Source organism: Paraburkholderia ultramafica (assembly GCF_902859915.1).
GTDB lineage: Bacteria > Pseudomonadota > Gammaproteobacteria > Burkholderiales > Burkholderiaceae > Paraburkholderia > Paraburkholderia ultramafica.
In genome coordinates this window covers 1-14,740 of record NZ_CADIKK010000067.1, presented here as the reverse complement: position 1 = coordinate 14,740, position 14,740 = coordinate 1, and the positions used below count along the sequence as shown (strand labels likewise).

General features: G+C 60.1%; 11 protein-coding genes and 1 pseudogene. 5 read left to right on the top strand and 7 right to left on the bottom strand.

Features of this window, described 5'->3' with window-relative positions:
- Window positions 1–271 precede the first annotated feature (271 nt).
- From HV744_RS34800 to HV744_RS34780, 5 genes are all read right to left on the bottom strand, one after another.
- Entirely contained in the window at window positions 272–487 is a 216-nt protein-coding gene (locus tag HV744_RS34800; protein ID WP_175153808.1) for a hypothetical protein, read from the bottom strand.
- A gap of 132 nt (window positions 488–619) precedes the next feature.
- Window positions 620–748, bottom strand: coding sequence for a hypothetical protein (locus HV744_RS38160; protein ID WP_281363694.1), 129 nt, complete (start codon window positions 746–748; stop codon window positions 620–622).
- 244 nt (window positions 749–992) lie between these two features.
- Window positions 993–2,867: a sensor histidine kinase gene (locus HV744_RS38365; protein WP_175153807.1), complete on the bottom strand. Its 1,875-nt coding sequence runs from the start codon at window positions 2,865–2,867 to the stop codon at window positions 993–995.
- Between the two features lie 508 nt (window positions 2,868–3,375).
- Complete coding sequence (locus tag HV744_RS38630) at window positions 3,376–3,840, bottom strand: DUF3331 domain-containing protein (RefSeq protein ID WP_425497899.1); 465 nt, start codon at window positions 3,838–3,840, stop codon at window positions 3,376–3,378.
- A 336-nt stretch (window positions 3,841–4,176) separates the two neighbouring features.
- Window positions 4,177–4,653, bottom strand: a complete 477-nt coding sequence (locus HV744_RS34780; RefSeq protein WP_175153805.1) for a hypothetical protein — start codon at window positions 4,651–4,653, stop codon at window positions 4,177–4,179.
- A gap of 1,437 nt (window positions 4,654–6,090) precedes the next feature.
- Between HV744_RS34780 and HV744_RS34775 the strand changes: the two genes are divergently transcribed.
- The gene (locus tag HV744_RS34775) at window positions 6,091–6,759 is read left to right on the top strand and encodes a response regulator transcription factor (protein WP_175153804.1); all 669 of its coding nucleotides are present in this window, start codon (window positions 6,091–6,093) and stop codon (window positions 6,757–6,759) included.
- 74 nt (window positions 6,760–6,833) lie between these two features.
- Here the strand turns inward: HV744_RS34775 and HV744_RS34770 are convergent, their stop codons facing one another.
- Window positions 6,834–7,214, bottom strand: coding sequence for a response regulator transcription factor (locus HV744_RS34770; protein ID WP_175153803.1), 381 nt, complete (start codon window positions 7,212–7,214; stop codon window positions 6,834–6,836).
- Window positions 7,215–7,977: 763 nt separating this feature from the next.
- On the opposite strand from HV744_RS34770, the gene HV744_RS34765 reads away from it, so the two are divergent.
- The 4 genes from HV744_RS34765 to HV744_RS34750 all read left to right on the top strand — a co-directional run bounded on the left by HV744_RS34765 (window position 7,978) and on the right by HV744_RS34750 (window position 14,060).
- Window positions 7,978–9,111 (top strand): substrate-binding domain-containing protein, encoded by a 1,134-nt coding sequence (locus tag HV744_RS34765; RefSeq protein WP_175153809.1) that lies wholly within the window; start codon window positions 7,978–7,980, stop codon window positions 9,109–9,111.
- On the top strand, window positions 9,108–11,240 hold the full coding sequence (locus HV744_RS34760; protein WP_175153802.1) for a sensor histidine kinase: 2,133 nt from the start codon (window positions 9,108–9,110) through the stop codon (window positions 11,238–11,240). The genes HV744_RS34765 and HV744_RS34760 overlap by 4 nt, the downstream gene beginning before the upstream one ends.
- Before the next feature lie 243 nt (window positions 11,241–11,483).
- The gene (locus tag HV744_RS34755) at window positions 11,484–12,962 is read left to right on the top strand and encodes a PAS domain-containing sensor histidine kinase (protein WP_175153801.1); all 1,479 of its coding nucleotides are present in this window, start codon (window positions 11,484–11,486) and stop codon (window positions 12,960–12,962) included.
- Between the two features lie 237 nt (window positions 12,963–13,199).
- Complete coding sequence (locus HV744_RS34750) at window positions 13,200–14,060, top strand: substrate-binding periplasmic protein (protein WP_175153800.1); 861 nt, start codon at window positions 13,200–13,202, stop codon at window positions 14,058–14,060.
- A gap of 358 nt (window positions 14,061–14,418) precedes the next feature.
- Here the strand turns inward: HV744_RS34750 and HV744_RS34745 are convergent.
- A pseudogene (locus tag HV744_RS34745) lies at window positions 14,419–14,637 on the bottom strand (DDE-type integrase/transposase/recombinase); the annotation flags it as partial.
- Window positions 14,638–14,740: the final 103 nt, after the last annotated feature.

Below are 14,740 nucleotides of genomic sequence, written 5' to 3'. Positions count from 1 at the left end.
CCACTGCGTGAACCTGCAGCACGCTCTTGGCCAGATCCAGTCCAACAGTCGCTATCTTCATGATGAACGCTCCTTTGCCGTGGACGTCACGACCGCTCCACTCTGGCATAACCCTCTCGCTGCGTAGCGGGAGTCGTCCATCACATCAGAGCCGATGATAACCGCTATTGGTCCAGATTCATAAATCCTTCGCAAGGATTGGCATCGACGATTAGACGGCGCGTGAAAATGCGGATGCGCGATTCTCGACGTATTTAGGTTTATCGGCAAGTCAAGAAATCTCTCGCGAACGAACGAAAGCTGTTGGCTTCATATCACCTGCATTCGCGGTCATTTCGGCGAAGCACTTCGCGCAGCTGAGGGCTGCAACATTCGGCCAACGGTTAACGCGCTTCTGGACGTCATCCTTCAACTCGCCACATTCATTGCAACGTTCCAGGATACGGACCTGCATCGGTCGGCAGCGCCACCGTTCGAGCGCGTTCATGTCAGCAGCCCTCCTGTTGATCTGCGCCCCTGGCGAAGATATGCGCGGACATGTTCGGCAGATCTGCCGACGTCGGATCACCTCGGCGTAGTTCGAGCAAAGCTCTCGAACTCGTGCTCATCTTCGCGGCACTCACTGGATACAGATGCGACCAAGGTCCACAGTCCGGCGATACACGTTCCTATTCAAGCAGGGGATGAACGTGTACTCGTCGTACGCGTTGCTGCCGATATAAATCCAGTTATGCAGAATGTTCGACATGGTTGCCACTCATATGAAATCGCTAAGTCCATGGAATCAGGATAGGTGAGCGACCCGAAGAAAACCATTCTTCGAATGGTCACTCCAAGTCCTACATCCGCATAGCGTGCTCATACGTTGGTATAAAAGGGCAGGTTTCGCGAGCTGTTGCCGGTGCCGGAGAAAGCGTTTCGTCATCCCCGCCCATTGTCCGGGGAAATCGCGGGATTGGAATGTTTCTCGTCGCGCTGCGCGGCAATCGCGATCAAACATCAGAACGGGTGGGCACAGTGAATTGAAAGGCGGCGCCGCAGGGCTGGTTCGCGCTCGCCCACAATCGTCCGCCGTGTGCTTCGATAATCGAACGGCAGATCGCCAGCCCCATTCCCAGACCGGTGGACTTCGTGGTGTAAAAAGGAGCGAAAACGTGCTCGGTGGTGTCCGGGGCAACGCCCGGCCCCGAATCGCGCACCGCCACGAGCACCCAGCCAGGGTCGGCATTTCCGGTGCTGATCAGCAGGTCACGCGCACCGTCGCTGACGCCGCTCATCGCCTCGATAGCGTTCATGATCAAATTGAGGACAACCTGTTGCAGTTCGACACGGTCGCATTCGGCGAATGGCAAACCGTCAGCGAGCTGCGTTTGCACCGACGCGCCGTTCTTCATTGCTTCACCACGGGTGAGCGCGATTACCTCGCGTATCGCCTCGTTGATGTCGAACGGTTCTTTGCGCGGTGGCGCCTTCTTGATAAGTTCACGGATCCGGCGGACCACGCTGCCCGCCCGATTTCCGTCAGAGACGATGCGGCAGAGGACCTCCCGGACTTCTTCCACGTCAGGAGGCTGGACGCTCAGCCAGCGCAGTGCCGCCTGGGCGTTGGTGACTGTCGCGGCGATCGGCTGGTTGACCTCATGGGCGATTGAGGCTGCAAGCTGGCCCATGGTGGCGACGCGATTCGCGTGCGCCAAGTCCATCTGCACCTCGCGGTAGCGCCGCTCGCTCTCGCGAGCTTCTTCCTCCGCCCGCTTGCGCTCGCTGAGGTCACGCGCGACGCCAACGGTACCCGCCACCCGGCCCGTGCCGTCATGCAGTGCCGTCTTGATCGTCTCGATCCAGGTCGTACTCCCATCGGCGTTAATGTGCTGTTCCTCGATCCGCTTGCTCACGTGCGATGCCATCACCTCGGCGTCGTCACGAAGATAGGTCCGGGCGAGTTCGGGCGGGCTGAAATCGAAATCGGTCTTGCCTATCATTTCTTCCGGCCCGGCAAACCCTTTCGAGGCGGCAATGGCCCGATTGACAGCGATGAAGCGGCCTTGTGTATCCTTCACCCACGCAAGGTCAGGTATATTGTCCAGGATTGCCGCCATGCGTGCGTTCGCGTTGCCGAGCTCGACGGCATGCCGCCGCAGTCTCTCGCGCATTGTGTTGAGGGCATCCACCAGCTGGTCGAGTTCATCGCCTTCGATCCGCGAACGCCGCAATCGCAGAGGCGCCAGGTCGGCGTCCGGTCTGATGCCGCCCACCGATCCGGCGATGTCCCGCAGGTGCCGGGTCGCCAGATGGTGCACGGCGAACAAGATGAAGAAGGCGACCAGGAACGTCTTGGCCGCGTTGCTAAATAGAATCACGAGGGCCTGCGCTGCCACGTCGCGATAGATTTCAGCGAGCGTCGCCTCGATGTGGAGCACGCCGATCTGCTGCGGTCTTGCACCGCAACAGACCAACGGATACTCCTTTACGATGGCATTGCTGGTTTGTCGCTCGCCGCGGAAAATAATGAAGGTATCGCCAGACGAGCGCACCTCGCGCACTCCCACCGCGCGTATGGAGGGCAGACGCAATATGCCATCGAGCTGCTCCTCGAGTTGCTTCGAGTCCATCGCCCACAAGCTCTCCCCGAGGCTGCGCGACGTGGCCTGATCGATCTCGTCAAATCGGCTCTCCAGACTCGACCGCTCGCTGCGGTAACTCAAAGTCAACTGCAGGACGGTCAGGATCAACGTGATGACGGAGCTGAAAAGTACCACACGCACCAGCAGCGCCATCGCGAGGCCGCGTCGAGGAATTCGCGCAATCGATGCTAACCCGCCGCGGTGGACCGAGTGCGATCCAAACTGTTGTTCCTTGGGCGGCATCCGTGAACTCGCTCGAAATGAAATTCAATCGTATCGCTTACCCAGCCTTTAGGGAAGTCGACCGGAGCCCCGATTAGTTTGGTATCGAAGGGCGAGGAATTCCATTTGATGCCGAAGGCAAATTAAAGGCAAGCCGATCCACCGCATTGGCAAGCCGCCTCTTGCCGGGCGCAACCGGTCCTCGACGCGTGGCATCCACGGCTTGCGAGGCGCGCTATGTGTAGAGCGATTCAGACCACCGGGCCCTTGGCGAACCTCCTCTGATCACAGTGTTTGCGTACTCTGCGGCGCGAGAATGCCTTCGTATCGACCTGCGAGTTGTCAAAGAACTGGTGCTCGCCCTTGAGTTGAGCTGGTTTTGAACGATTGCGGAAGCGAATCTTGCGGACTGGACGCAAGTCGACGCGCAAAGGCAACAAGACGCTGCGCCAGGCGATGCACGCAAGTTAAGCAACATCGCTGCTCTTTTTAAACTACAGGACTCACTGCCTGGCCCGCAAAGACTTGGCTAATCCTGAGATGCGGGGCGTCCTCGCGAATGTTCGGACGCGTGAACCGGCATGACGGCATCTATCGCGCTTGCGAGCATCATTGCGTCTGCATTCGTCGGCTTGCATCTCCCGGTCCGTGGACTGAAGATCCGATCGCCGTTCCTGATAACCGTGCCACTCAACGCACAACGGCCCCTACGGCATGCGACGCCGAGGGACCATCGCTGTTCGACGTAGCAGCACCAGGTTGCGTCGCGCCAGTTAACCGTCAGTGCGCGTTCACTGATCCGCTCCACAAGCTTGACGGTTACGGTTCTGACCGAGAGGGATACGGCATGACGAGCATCCGGCGCGGCGGACGGCGGTTTGGTAATGTGCCGCGTGCCGCCGCCGATAAGCTGCGCTTCACCGTCGCCTTGTGTTATCGCTGCGAGGAAATCCACTACCTGAGCCCATGGATCCACAATCTGATCGCGATGCATTTCAACGCCTTTCACGGCCGCGAGCGGTTTAGCAAACTGGCTGCAGGCGGGTCGTCGGGCGCCAGTTCACAATTGCATACGCCGCGCGCGCAAGACTTCCATCTACTGGCAATCGAGGTTCCACCAACGGTTTCATCCAGGACGACTGACGTCAAGGCATACGAAGGCGCACCGCAACCAAAGACAGAGCTGGCACAATCGCCGTTAACGCGTTTCAACTCTGTATTACACAAACGTTCACCGTTCAAAAAAAAGGCGCTTACTGAGCGACAGTGCGACTGCATGCCCGTGTGGGTGCCTGCTCTCAGGGCCCGTTGTCCGCCAATAGCAATGCTGCTAACCAATCTTCCGTCGACCCGAATCTTCTTTGGGCATTTCGCAGAGGGATTGAACACAGATCGTTAAGATTAACGCAGCCTTTCCGATGCAATCGATCGCCAGCACCAGCGCACTTTCAAGGGAACGCTGGAACTCCAGCGGCAACTGCGGTGCAATTGCAAGTACGCTCACGGAGCAGAGAAACGAGAAGCTTGCATGCGCAAAGCGGACATCAATCACCGCTGCAAGGCCTATTACGGTGACTATCAGTCGAGCCGCGACGATCAGGATCATCCACATGTCGCTCTCGCGGACATCAACATCCAATGGCAATTGAACCAGCGACCACCAGCAGATCAAAAGAATGAGGCCTGTTGTGGTCCGGCCAGCGCGGTTCTGGTACCTTTGAACGCCAGGCGGATTGCCCGCGTTCGTCGCAAACCAGCGCCCGATGTCGGCATCGTCTGCGACGCGCGCAATGTCTTTTCCGCTCATGATCCGTTCCCCCCATCGCCGACAGATACGCTGCAGCAGCGCAAGGCGTTGATCGAGTGCAGGTTGGCGTGTCGCTCTGATAGACGCGACCAAACCATTGCTCGCCGGTAGAGGACCTGGATTAGTCCCCCTCCATCAACTGGCCGTCAACGAGCCCGTGCTCAGTGTGGGAGCGATGCGTGATCGTACCGGCCATGGAAACAGGCTAATCGTGCTGGTTGCCCAAAACCATTCTACAGAGGGGTGGTACTGCCTCTACATAGGCGTGAAATGCTCATACACATGTATAGAGGGCGCAATCGTGGCGCACGCGGGCGCTTATATGGTTGCATGAGGTAAGAAAGCCTATCCATCGGCGTGGCATACGTCCGTAGACTGGTTTGTGCGCACCGCACTCGCGTGCCTTGTGTTGCATGCCAGGCGTAAGAGTTTCAACACGCCGACGCCAAGCTACGAGCCTTTCGATTCGTGGCAACTCGCAGTCATGGACGATCGCCCCGGCGTGTCCGCCCCTCGTTGACAAGGGTCACAGTGTTGTTTGTGGCAAGGTCGCAGTAGGAGCACCACGATGTTTCGGCTGAGCAATTGGATTTTCGTCGGCTGCAACGCTTACTTCGCGTACACGTTCGTTCCTTGGCAGAACCGCTCCGTTACCGCCGGACTGTTGATTTGCGCCATATCTGCATACAGTGCCCCCTCAGCTGTGCATGCTGCGCACCGCTGAGCGTCCACTTCGGCGTGACTAACGGCGAGGCCTCGTGCTTGACATGGGAAGCACCGGCGTGTCGCCTGGAGCGAAATGGCATACCTGTGTAGCGGGCCGAATCGCGTTACAGGCCGTGGACGTTGCACTCGCTGCCGCTCCCGCCAGGTGGACTTGCGGCGGTGACGTCTCCTCCCTTGCAAGAGGACGCGAGCCTGTATCCCCAGGCCGGGACCATCGGCATGTCCTGAGAGGCTTTGACGACCTCAGCCACTTCACGAAGATGCAGGCGGAAAGCCTTGACCAGGCAGTGACCTTGCGTCAACACATCTCATCGGAGCTCCCTTTCATCATGAGAAATTCGTGATACCGCACCCGGCTGGCCGATACAGCCGGTTCGCGTAGCCGGCCGCCCTTTTCGCCAAGTGCTGCTGAATAAGCCCCGGCGCTATGAGATTGTTGTCCAGGTCATCAGCGGCGACACATAGCGCAGTATGGATGGCGCATCTTGATCAGCCCCGATCGTCTGACCGCCTCCTCTTCGGGCCGTCCGCCGCCGAGGCGCTACTGCGTGTATGCCCCACATGCGGCGACGCGCGAAAGGCCTATACTTTCTTTCACTGCGGGAACCCCGCGGATTGTTGGACGGCTAACCGTGCCGTTCAAGACAGCGCTTGCCTCAAATGATGTGAACGTCCGCGGCCCCCTCCCGCCGGACGTCAAGAGGAACAACGATGCATATCCGGCAGCCTCCCCCATCGCCGGCCGACGGAAGTCATACATCAGTCGTGTATGTGATCGATGACGACGAGTCGATGCGCCTCGCGCTGCGCGGCCTTCTGCGCTCCGTGGGCCTTCTTGTCGAGACCTTTGGGTCCACGCGCGAATTTCTCGCGTTTCCCAAGCTCGACGCTCCAAGCTGTCTGATTCTCGATATCAGGTTGCACGGCGAGAGCGGTCTGACTTTTCAGCGAGAACTGACAAGCAGCGGGCTTCGCATGCCGATCCTGTTCATCACCGGCTATGCCGACGTCGAAATGTCGGTGAGAGCAATGAAGGCGGGCGCGGTGGATTTTTTTCCAAAGCCTTTCCGCGACCAGGACATGCTTGATGCCGTGGCCGAGGCGCTCGCGCGCGACGGCCAGCGTCTGGCCAGCGAGCATCAGCTTGCCGCGTTGCGATCGGTGTACGGATCTTTGACGTCCCGTGAGAAAGAGGTGATGGCGTTCGTCGTCGCCGGTCTAATGAACAAGCAGATTGCCGCGCAGATGAACCTGAGCGAGATCACGGTGAAAATCCACCGCGGTCAGGTTATGAAGAAGATGGAGGCGCGGTCGGTGCCGGATCTTGTGCGGAAAGCAGAAGCACTCGGTGCGCAGACATATCGCACCGAGGCGCCGTGACGCGCAAGGCACAACGATCACATCACCTGCGGCATGAGTGCCCCGACCGACGGCGACCGCTTCTTTAGTCCTGGTTACGGTGTCCCCAGCACGCGCGTCAGATGTTGCGCGAGCGCGGCGACGTCAAGCGGCTTTTCGAGCAACGCCAAGGCGCCACGCGCCAGCACGTGCGCACGCAGCGCATCGGTGGGAAACGCCGTCATGAATACAGTTGGCGGCGCAATGCCGAGTGCGAGCAGGCGTTCGAACATCTCGACCCCCGAAATGACCGGCATGCGCACATCGGAAAGCAAGCACCCTGTTGCGCCGCCATCCGCGCCCTGCATCGACTGCAAGTAGGCCTCAGCCGATGCAAACGTACACGTCTGCCAGCCCATTGAGCGTACCAGGTTTGCGGCCGCTAAACGGGCAGACTCATCGTCGTCGACAATCGAGACAAGCCGTGCTGAGCTCATAGCGGTGCCATGGTGCGGGTCGCTTTCGACGCGAAATACTTCGGCGTCCATGATGAAGGCTTTGTCGTGGAGTGTAGTGCCGCAGCGGCCTCGCAGCCATCATACAAACGTATGTGCGCGCGCCGAATTGCGGTGTACCACGCGCATGCGCTAGTGGCCGCGATCGCGTATGGAGGGCGTTTTGGTCGTTTCGTGCCGCAATCGCCAGGCAATCCTTTACCAGCGGCAAGAGTGACTCACAATTGTGTGATGCATGCCGGGAAGATATCTGGATCAGGATTTGGCAGAGTGCGGGCCCGGCATGACGACCACACAGGGTTTACGAGATCTCCGCATGCGATTTGCTGCTGAATTTGCGGGTGCGCCCGGTTGTTTTTGCAGGCAACGTACATTCGCGAAGACGCCGCGCCGTGCTCTGCCCATGCCGTGACGGAGGTTCGAATGTGCGTGTGTTGGCGTGAGGTGGCGTCGGTAGGATGGCCGGCGGAGCGAACCGCTCGCTCGCGCGGTAGCGGGCTCAGGATCAGCGCGGACGGTCGGCGAGAGATCCGCGGGAGAATGTGGCAATTCACCTCATTCTTCAACCAGAGCCAAATCATGAACTTGTTGCAGGCACGCGCACGCGTTAGTCCTGCGTCAGCGCATGACCGATGACGTGCGACCATTGGGGTGTAAGATCGTGTTCGCAGGGTCCCTGCGAGGGGCATTCCGGTACGTCTTCAAGGGCGGTCAATCGACGCCCATGGGGCCCGTGGGGAACAATATGAGGGGCTTGGTTCTGGCATGGGTATGTGCGTGTATGTTGCCGGTTGCGAAGGCGCAGGGTTTGTTGCCTGCCCCCGCGCCAGGGGCCTCGTTCGCCGCGAGTAACGACCTGGCCTTGGCGCATCGGGTCGTCGACGCTGCAGCGCGACCCGCTACACCCTGGAACGGGCCGCGCAGCGGGCCGCGCGCACAAGCCGCAAAACGCATCGCCGTCGTCGCCGAAGACTTGCGCAATGGCGGCATCCTCGGCGTGGTCGACGGTGTGCTGGAGGCGGCCAGGGTCATTGGCTGGAGCGTGAAGATATCCGACTCCGCCGGCAAGCCGGATCTGCGGCTGAAGATGCTTGCGAATGCGTTGGCAAGTCGTCCAAATGGTCTGATCATTGTCGGTGGCGATGCACATGCCCTGCTGCCCGGGCTGCAGCCGTTTGCCGAGCGGAGCATTCCGATCGTGGGCTGGCATGTCGCGGCCCACGCCGGATCGGTGCCCGGCACGCCCGTGGCGATGAACGTGGCGACGAATCCGCTCGAGGTCGCGCGCGTGACCGCGCTGGCGGCCATCGTGCAGTCCGGCGGGCATGCGGGAGTCGTCATCTTCACCGACTCCAATTTCCAGATTGCGAAAGACAAGGCGGATGCGATGGCTGCCGTCGTGCGCGCGTGCAGCGGCTGCACCTTGCTCGAAGTGCGTGACGTGCCGATCTCGCGCAACCAGGAACTGATGCCGGGCACAACACGAACCTTGCTCGCGCGTTATGGCAGGCGCTGGACGCATGCGCTGGCGATCAACGACATCTACTTTGACTACGCCGCCCCGGTGCTGACCCAGGAGGGGATGCCGGACACCGCCGTGGCCATGCTGTCGGCCGGCGACGGCAGTGAGTCCGCCTTCCTGCGCATCCGGACAGGCACATTCCAGAGGGGCACCGTGGCTGAACCGCTGAATCTGCACGGCTGGCAACTGGTCGATGAGATGAACCGGCTCTTCGCCGGGGAAGGCGTCACGGGTTACGTGTTTCCGGTGCATCTCGTGACCGCGGACAACATCACCGCGGACGGCGGCGATCGTCTGCTCTACGATCCCGCCAACGGCTATCGCGACATCTATCGTCGCATCTGGCAACGCCCGTGAAACTTTCGCTCCCACAGTCGCTTACCGCGCAGTTCGCGCTCGTGGTCTCGTGCCTGGCCGCCCTGGTGGTCGCGGTCGGTGCCACTACCATCTACTCGCTGGCCGGTTCAGCGCACGCAATCCGCCAGTTGGCCGATGAGCGGTTGGCGCGCCTGGAAGACGCCCAGGATTTGGCGCAACACACCTTGATGATTGAACGCCTGGCGTTGCAGCTGTCCAGTGACGATACGGTCGAAGCTGTGCGCGAGACGCATGGGCATGTCATCGAACAGCTGTCATCCTTCGACCGCCTGGTGGACCGCCTCGCCTCCGCGACCACGAGCGACGACCCCGGCGTCGACGCGCTGGCGCTGCATCGATCGAGCCAGCGTTTTCGCAATGCGGTCAACATCGAGGCGCAGATGCGCGAGACCGCGCTGGGCGCGCGAGCCGCGCCGGCCTCGACGCCGCGGCCCGACGCGTCATTGGCCCGCCTGGACGACGATCTGCGTCGCCATGCCGACGCACTGGCCGTCGCCGCACGCCAGCAGTCGAACTACCTGACGCGCGACTACCGCAAAGCGATCCAGGATCTGGCCGAGGACTCGGACCGCACGCGCAGGTGGGTCGTCGGCGAAGTTGCGGTGAGCCTGCTGCTCGCCTGGCTGATCGCCCGCGGATTCCTCGGTCGCCAGGTCGTGGCACGGCTGCGCCGAGTCAGTCACGCCTTGCGGCACGGGGACGCCGAGAGTACGTCAGCCGGCGTCCCCGTGCACGGCGGCGACGAGATTGCCGACATGGCGCGCGCAGTCGAGCAGTTCCTTGAAGACCGGCGCCAGCGCCGGCAGGCCGAGGACGCGCTGAAGGAGCTCAACGCCGACCTCGAGGCGCGCGTCGCGCAGCGCACGGCCGAACTCAGCACGGCGCTTGCGGGCCAGACGGCCGAGATCGTCGAACGCCAGCACGCAGAAGAGGCCGCGCGAGCAAGCGAGCACTTCCTCGACAGTATCGTGGAGAACATCCCGGATGTGATTTTCGTCAAGGATGCGGCGACCCTGCGCTTCGTGCGCTTCAACAAGGCGGGAGAGCAACTGCTCGGCTACCGGCGCGAGGAGCTCATCGGCAAGTCCGTCCACGATCTGTTTCCGGTGCAGGAGGCCCGCTTCTTCGCGCTGAAGGATCGTGCCGTGCTGGAGTCGCGGCAGATGGTCGACGTGCCGGAGGAGCCGGTTCACACGCGTCACGGGCCGCGCCTCCTGCACACGATGAAGATCCCGATCCTCGATGTACGCGGCGAGCCGCAGTTCCTGCTTGGCATCTCACGCGACATCACGGAGCAGAAACGTGCGGAAGCCGAATTGCACGAGAGCGAGCGGCGGTACCGCGAGGTTCAGATGGCGCTGGCGCACGCTAACCGCGTCACGACGATGGGGCAGCTCTCAGCTTCTATCGCGCATGAAATCAAGCAGCCGATCGCCGCCAATGCGACGCATGCCGAGGCTGGTCTGCTTTGGCTGCGTGCCCAGCCGCCGAATGTCCGGGAGGCCCGGCGGGCATTCGAGCAGGTCATCGAAAATGCCAGGCGCGCGGGCCAGGTCATGAACCGCATTCATGGCCTTGTCAAGAACGCCCCGCCTTCCAAGGAGAGCCTGAAGATCAACGAGGCGATCGGAGAGGTCATTGCGCTGACGCGCAGCCAGGTCGTGAGGAACAGTGTTACGGTGCGAATGCAGCTTGCGGAGGACTTGCCGCATCTTGAAGGGGATCGCGTCCAGCTGCAGCAGGTGATGCTCAATTTGATCATCAACGCCGTTGAGGCGATGAGCGCGGTTGACGATGGGCCGCGAGAAATGACGATCAGCACCGGCAAGGACAAGTCAGGCGGCGTCCTCGTTTCCGTGCGCGATTCGGGGCCGGGTGTGGCGCTTGACAATATCGAGCGCATCTTCGAGCCGTTTTACACGTCGAAGGCCGACGGAATGGGCATGGGATTGTCCATTTGCCGCTCGATTGTGGAAGCGCATGGCGGACGGTTGTGGGTGAATGCTGATCTGCCACGCGGAGCCGTGTTTCAGTTTACTGTGCCCGCCACCCGGCCGGCGCGCGATGATGATCAGTCGCACCGGTCGGGGTCACCGGCGCAAATATAGTTCGCAACGCGCATTGGTAATCGTATGGCCGGCCTCGCGCCGTTGGGGTAGGTCGGCCGACATAGAATCAGGGTTCCGGCACCGACTTGACGCAGAGGCCGGCATGGAAATGCTTCGTGGAATCGTTGTGATGCCGTTCGGCCGGCGCGAAGCCCTGGCTGTTGCTAATGGACATCACGACTGTTCTGCTGACACCCTTAGCTGAAGCGGCGTGGCGAAGTCGGTCCCCACGTGGGAGAACGAATGGACGATCCTGTTCCGGATGCTGTGCGGCGAGCGATGCGTTCCAGCGTAATTGCAAAGCAGTTCGCGCAAATCCGCCCGACCGTTCTCGCATTAGCCGTCGGCGGGATTGCCCTCGCACTTTCGACGTGGCTGAGCTTCCAGCTTGGAGCGAGGATGACAGTCGCCGCATCGGTCTGTGTGACCGAGATCGCGCTATTGGCGCTAATCGGCAGCCTCGCTTCATCGATCCTGTTATCGGTGATCGCCGTCTGCTGCCTCGATTATTTCTTTGCTTCGCCACTCTTTTACCTTCGCGTTGACCTCGCCCGGGATTTTTGGGCTCTGACTGCCTTCTTCGTCACGTCGTCAACAGTGAGCTGCCTTGTACATCGCGCGCGCCAACTCGAGGCAATCCATCGAGAACAGGCAATGCTTCTCGAACTCACTCACGACAGCGTGACAGTCCGCGACATAAGTGATGTAATTACCTACTGGAACCGCGGCGCCGAAACGCTCTTCGGATGGAAAAAAGACGAGGCGCTGGGCAAGATGTCGCGTTCGCTCCTGCGTTCGCGCTATCCCGTCGCTTTCGACGAGATTAAGCGGACCGTGTTGGAAATCGGCTACTGGGAAGGCGAAGTCGTTCACACAGCGAAGAACGGCTCGGTTCTCGCAGCCGAATCGCGTTGTTCAGTGCTACGGAACAAGCATGGCTTACCTGTGGCGATTCTCGAAACCGGTACCGATATCACCGAGCGCAAGCGAAAGGAAGAAGCGTTAGAAAGTGTGGCCCGCGCCACGACGATCGGGGAATTGGGGGCCTCCGTTGCACACGAACTCGGTCAACCGCTCGCAGCCATCAGCGCCCACAGCGCCGCCGGAATCATGTGGCTGAATCGCGATTCGCCCAACATCGACGAGGCATTGTCTTCTTTACAGCTCGTTGCCGCCGAATCCCGGCGCGCAGCCGAGATCATCCGGCGCTTGCGCGCGCTGGCGAAGCGAACGCCACCACAAGTGACGCGCCTGGCCATCAACGACGTGGTCAAAGACGTCATCCCTCTGCTGCAGCGCGAACTCTTGAATCATCAGGTAACGTTGAAGACAAAGCTCGACGCCGATCTGCCCACCGCGCTTGGCGACCAGGTACAGCTTGCGCAAGTGACGATCAATCTCGCCATGAACGCCATTCAGGCAATGGATGCGGTGACCGACCGACCGCGCGAGCTTGTCATCGAGTCGCGCTGCGGCGACGCCGGTGACGTCATCATTGCAGTACGCGATTCGGGAACGGGCATTGAAGCTGAAAATGCCCCGAGGCTCTTCGAGCCGTTTTTCACGACCAAGCCCGAAGGGATGGGCGTGGGGTTGTCGATCTGCCAGGCAATCATTCAATCGCACGGCGGTGAATTGCGGTTGAGAAACAACGTCGAACATGGTGCAACCGTTGAGTTCAGCGTACCGACGATCGCCCCGCGCGACGCGACTCAGCAATAAGCGACAGCCCTGCCAGCGGCGGGCCGTCGGATGCTTACAATCATCTGAGCAGCAGCGGACGCCCTCCGTTCGTGCTGTCCCGCTACTGCCGTTGTCGCTGGCAGCCAAAAATTACTAGACCAATTTCCGGGATGTCGTACTCTAGTATTCGCGAGCAGTGGATATATCTTCTCTGCGCACCCGTCGTCATTCCGCGGACGCAAACGCTTTCGAGTACTGGGTAGAATCATGCCAATCATGTCTCGCATGCTGGTTTGCCTGCTGCTTGTGTGGCGGGTAGCAGCGAGTGGCACTGAGGTCGTTCGCGTCCCGCTACCCGAGTCCCCTGGCGATCACCGCACCGACTACGCGTTGCAATTGCTGCAACTCGCGCTTTCAAAGACCGGCGCCAGCTATCGGATCGAGTTCTCCGGATTCCCCATGAACCAGCAGCGGGAGATTAGGGAGCTTGAGGCCGGTGGAACGATCGACGTTGCCTCGGTTCCTGCTTCCCCCGAACGCGAGGCGCGATTACTGCCGATTCGGATCCCGATCAACAGGGGCGTGCTCGGATGGCGTTTGGGACTTATCCGCAAGGGCGACGCGGCGTTGTTTGCGGGCGTCAACACGTTAGAGGATCTGAAAAGCGTGCGGCTTGCACAGGAGCAGGACTGGCCGGATACCCAGATTTTCCGCGCCAACGGCATCAATGTAATTGCCGCACCGAGTTACGAGGGCCTCTTCAAAATGCTCGTTGTGAAGCGCTTCGACTACTTTCCGCGGAGCATCATGGAAATCTGGGACGAGCAGGCGAATAATGCAGATAAATTGCAGGTCGAACCGCACATTGCGCTGCACTATTTCTACGACGCCTATTTCATGGTGAACCGCAAGAATACCAGGCTAGCAAACGATATCCGTGAGGGTCTCGAAAAGGCCATTACCGATGGCTCCTTCGAAAAGCTCTTCTGGCAATACTACGGCGATCGATTACGCAAGGCGCACCTGGAAACGAGGACGGTGATCGAGCTGAAGAACCCGTTGTTGACGCCCGAGACGCCTGTCAATCGACCGGAGCTCTGGTACGATTTCAGACGGAAGCCCGAAAATCCGCAGTGATTCCATTAGGATAGCTAATAAGAGTCGATCGCTGCGACGCCCCGCAATGTAGGCGCCCGGCAAAGTCCTCCACGGACGCCCCCTGTTTGCCAAGCTTTCATGTTGCGATGGAGAGTGAACCAAACCGTGGGAGGTCAATTCACGCCGCTCGGCGCGCACTCGGCGAGTTTGCAGCTGCAGAAGTCTTGGTCAACACGGCAAGTTTCTTAACCGAGAATTCTTCGTTGAGAACAGCAACTCTGACCTGTGCCAGACAGTGCGCTCCCTCGTCCGTCCATCGCATTTGTTGTTTCTTCGCCATGCGGGCTCTGGTGCAAATAATCCGTGCGGGCGAACTGCTGCCTATATATAGGATATCTTATTGAGTCGACATGACCACATTCCAGACAGCAGGTGCAGCAGTATCTTCTTTGAGTCGCAAGCTGGCAAGGTTAAATTGCCCCTTGCGAATGCGATGCATCAATTCGATGCCTGCGAGCGTGATTGCGGCGTTCCTGAAACGGTTGAAGCCGAGCATGACCTTCGTGCGGGATTTGATGTTGCGATGGTCCTGTTCGACGAGGTTATTGAGATACTGATATGACTTTCCCTGTCAATCGGGATATTGATTTTTCGCTTTTCCGTAGGCGCTAGAATTCCCTGAGGGCGGCGTAGCAGTAAGGTCGACGGTGGATCACACT

Excerpts from the sequence above, each read along its gene's own strand:
- HV744_RS34800 (WP_175153808.1), bottom strand. The coding sequence starts at position 487 with ATGAACGCGCTCGAACGGTGGCGCTGCCGACCGATGCAGGTCCGTATC.
- HV744_RS38160 (WP_281363694.1), bottom strand. The coding sequence starts at position 748 with ATGTCGAACATTCTGCATAACTGGATTTATATCGGCAGCAACGCGTAC.
- HV744_RS34765 (WP_175153809.1), top strand. The coding sequence starts at position 7,978 with ATGAGGGGCTTGGTTCTGGCATGGGTATGTGCGTGTATGTTGCCGGTT.
- HV744_RS38365 (WP_175153807.1), bottom strand. The coding sequence starts at position 2,867 with ATGCCGCCCAAGGAACAACAGTTTGGATCGCACTCGGTCCACCGCGGC.
- HV744_RS34775 (WP_175153804.1), top strand. The coding sequence starts at position 6,091 with ATGCATATCCGGCAGCCTCCCCCATCGCCGGCCGACGGAAGTCATACA.
- HV744_RS38630 (WP_425497899.1), bottom strand. The coding sequence starts at position 3,840 with ATGCATCGCGATCAGATTGTGGATCCATGGGCTCAGGTAGTGGATTTC.
- HV744_RS34755 (WP_175153801.1), top strand. The coding sequence starts at position 11,484 with ATGGACGATCCTGTTCCGGATGCTGTGCGGCGAGCGATGCGTTCCAGC.
- HV744_RS34770 (WP_175153803.1), bottom strand. The coding sequence starts at position 7,214 with ATGAGCTCAGCACGGCTTGTCTCGATTGTCGACGACGATGAGTCTGCC.
- HV744_RS34750 (WP_175153800.1), top strand. The coding sequence starts at position 13,200 with ATGTCTCGCATGCTGGTTTGCCTGCTGCTTGTGTGGCGGGTAGCAGCG.
- HV744_RS34780 (WP_175153805.1), bottom strand. The coding sequence starts at position 4,653 with ATGAGCGGAAAAGACATTGCGCGCGTCGCAGACGATGCCGACATCGGG.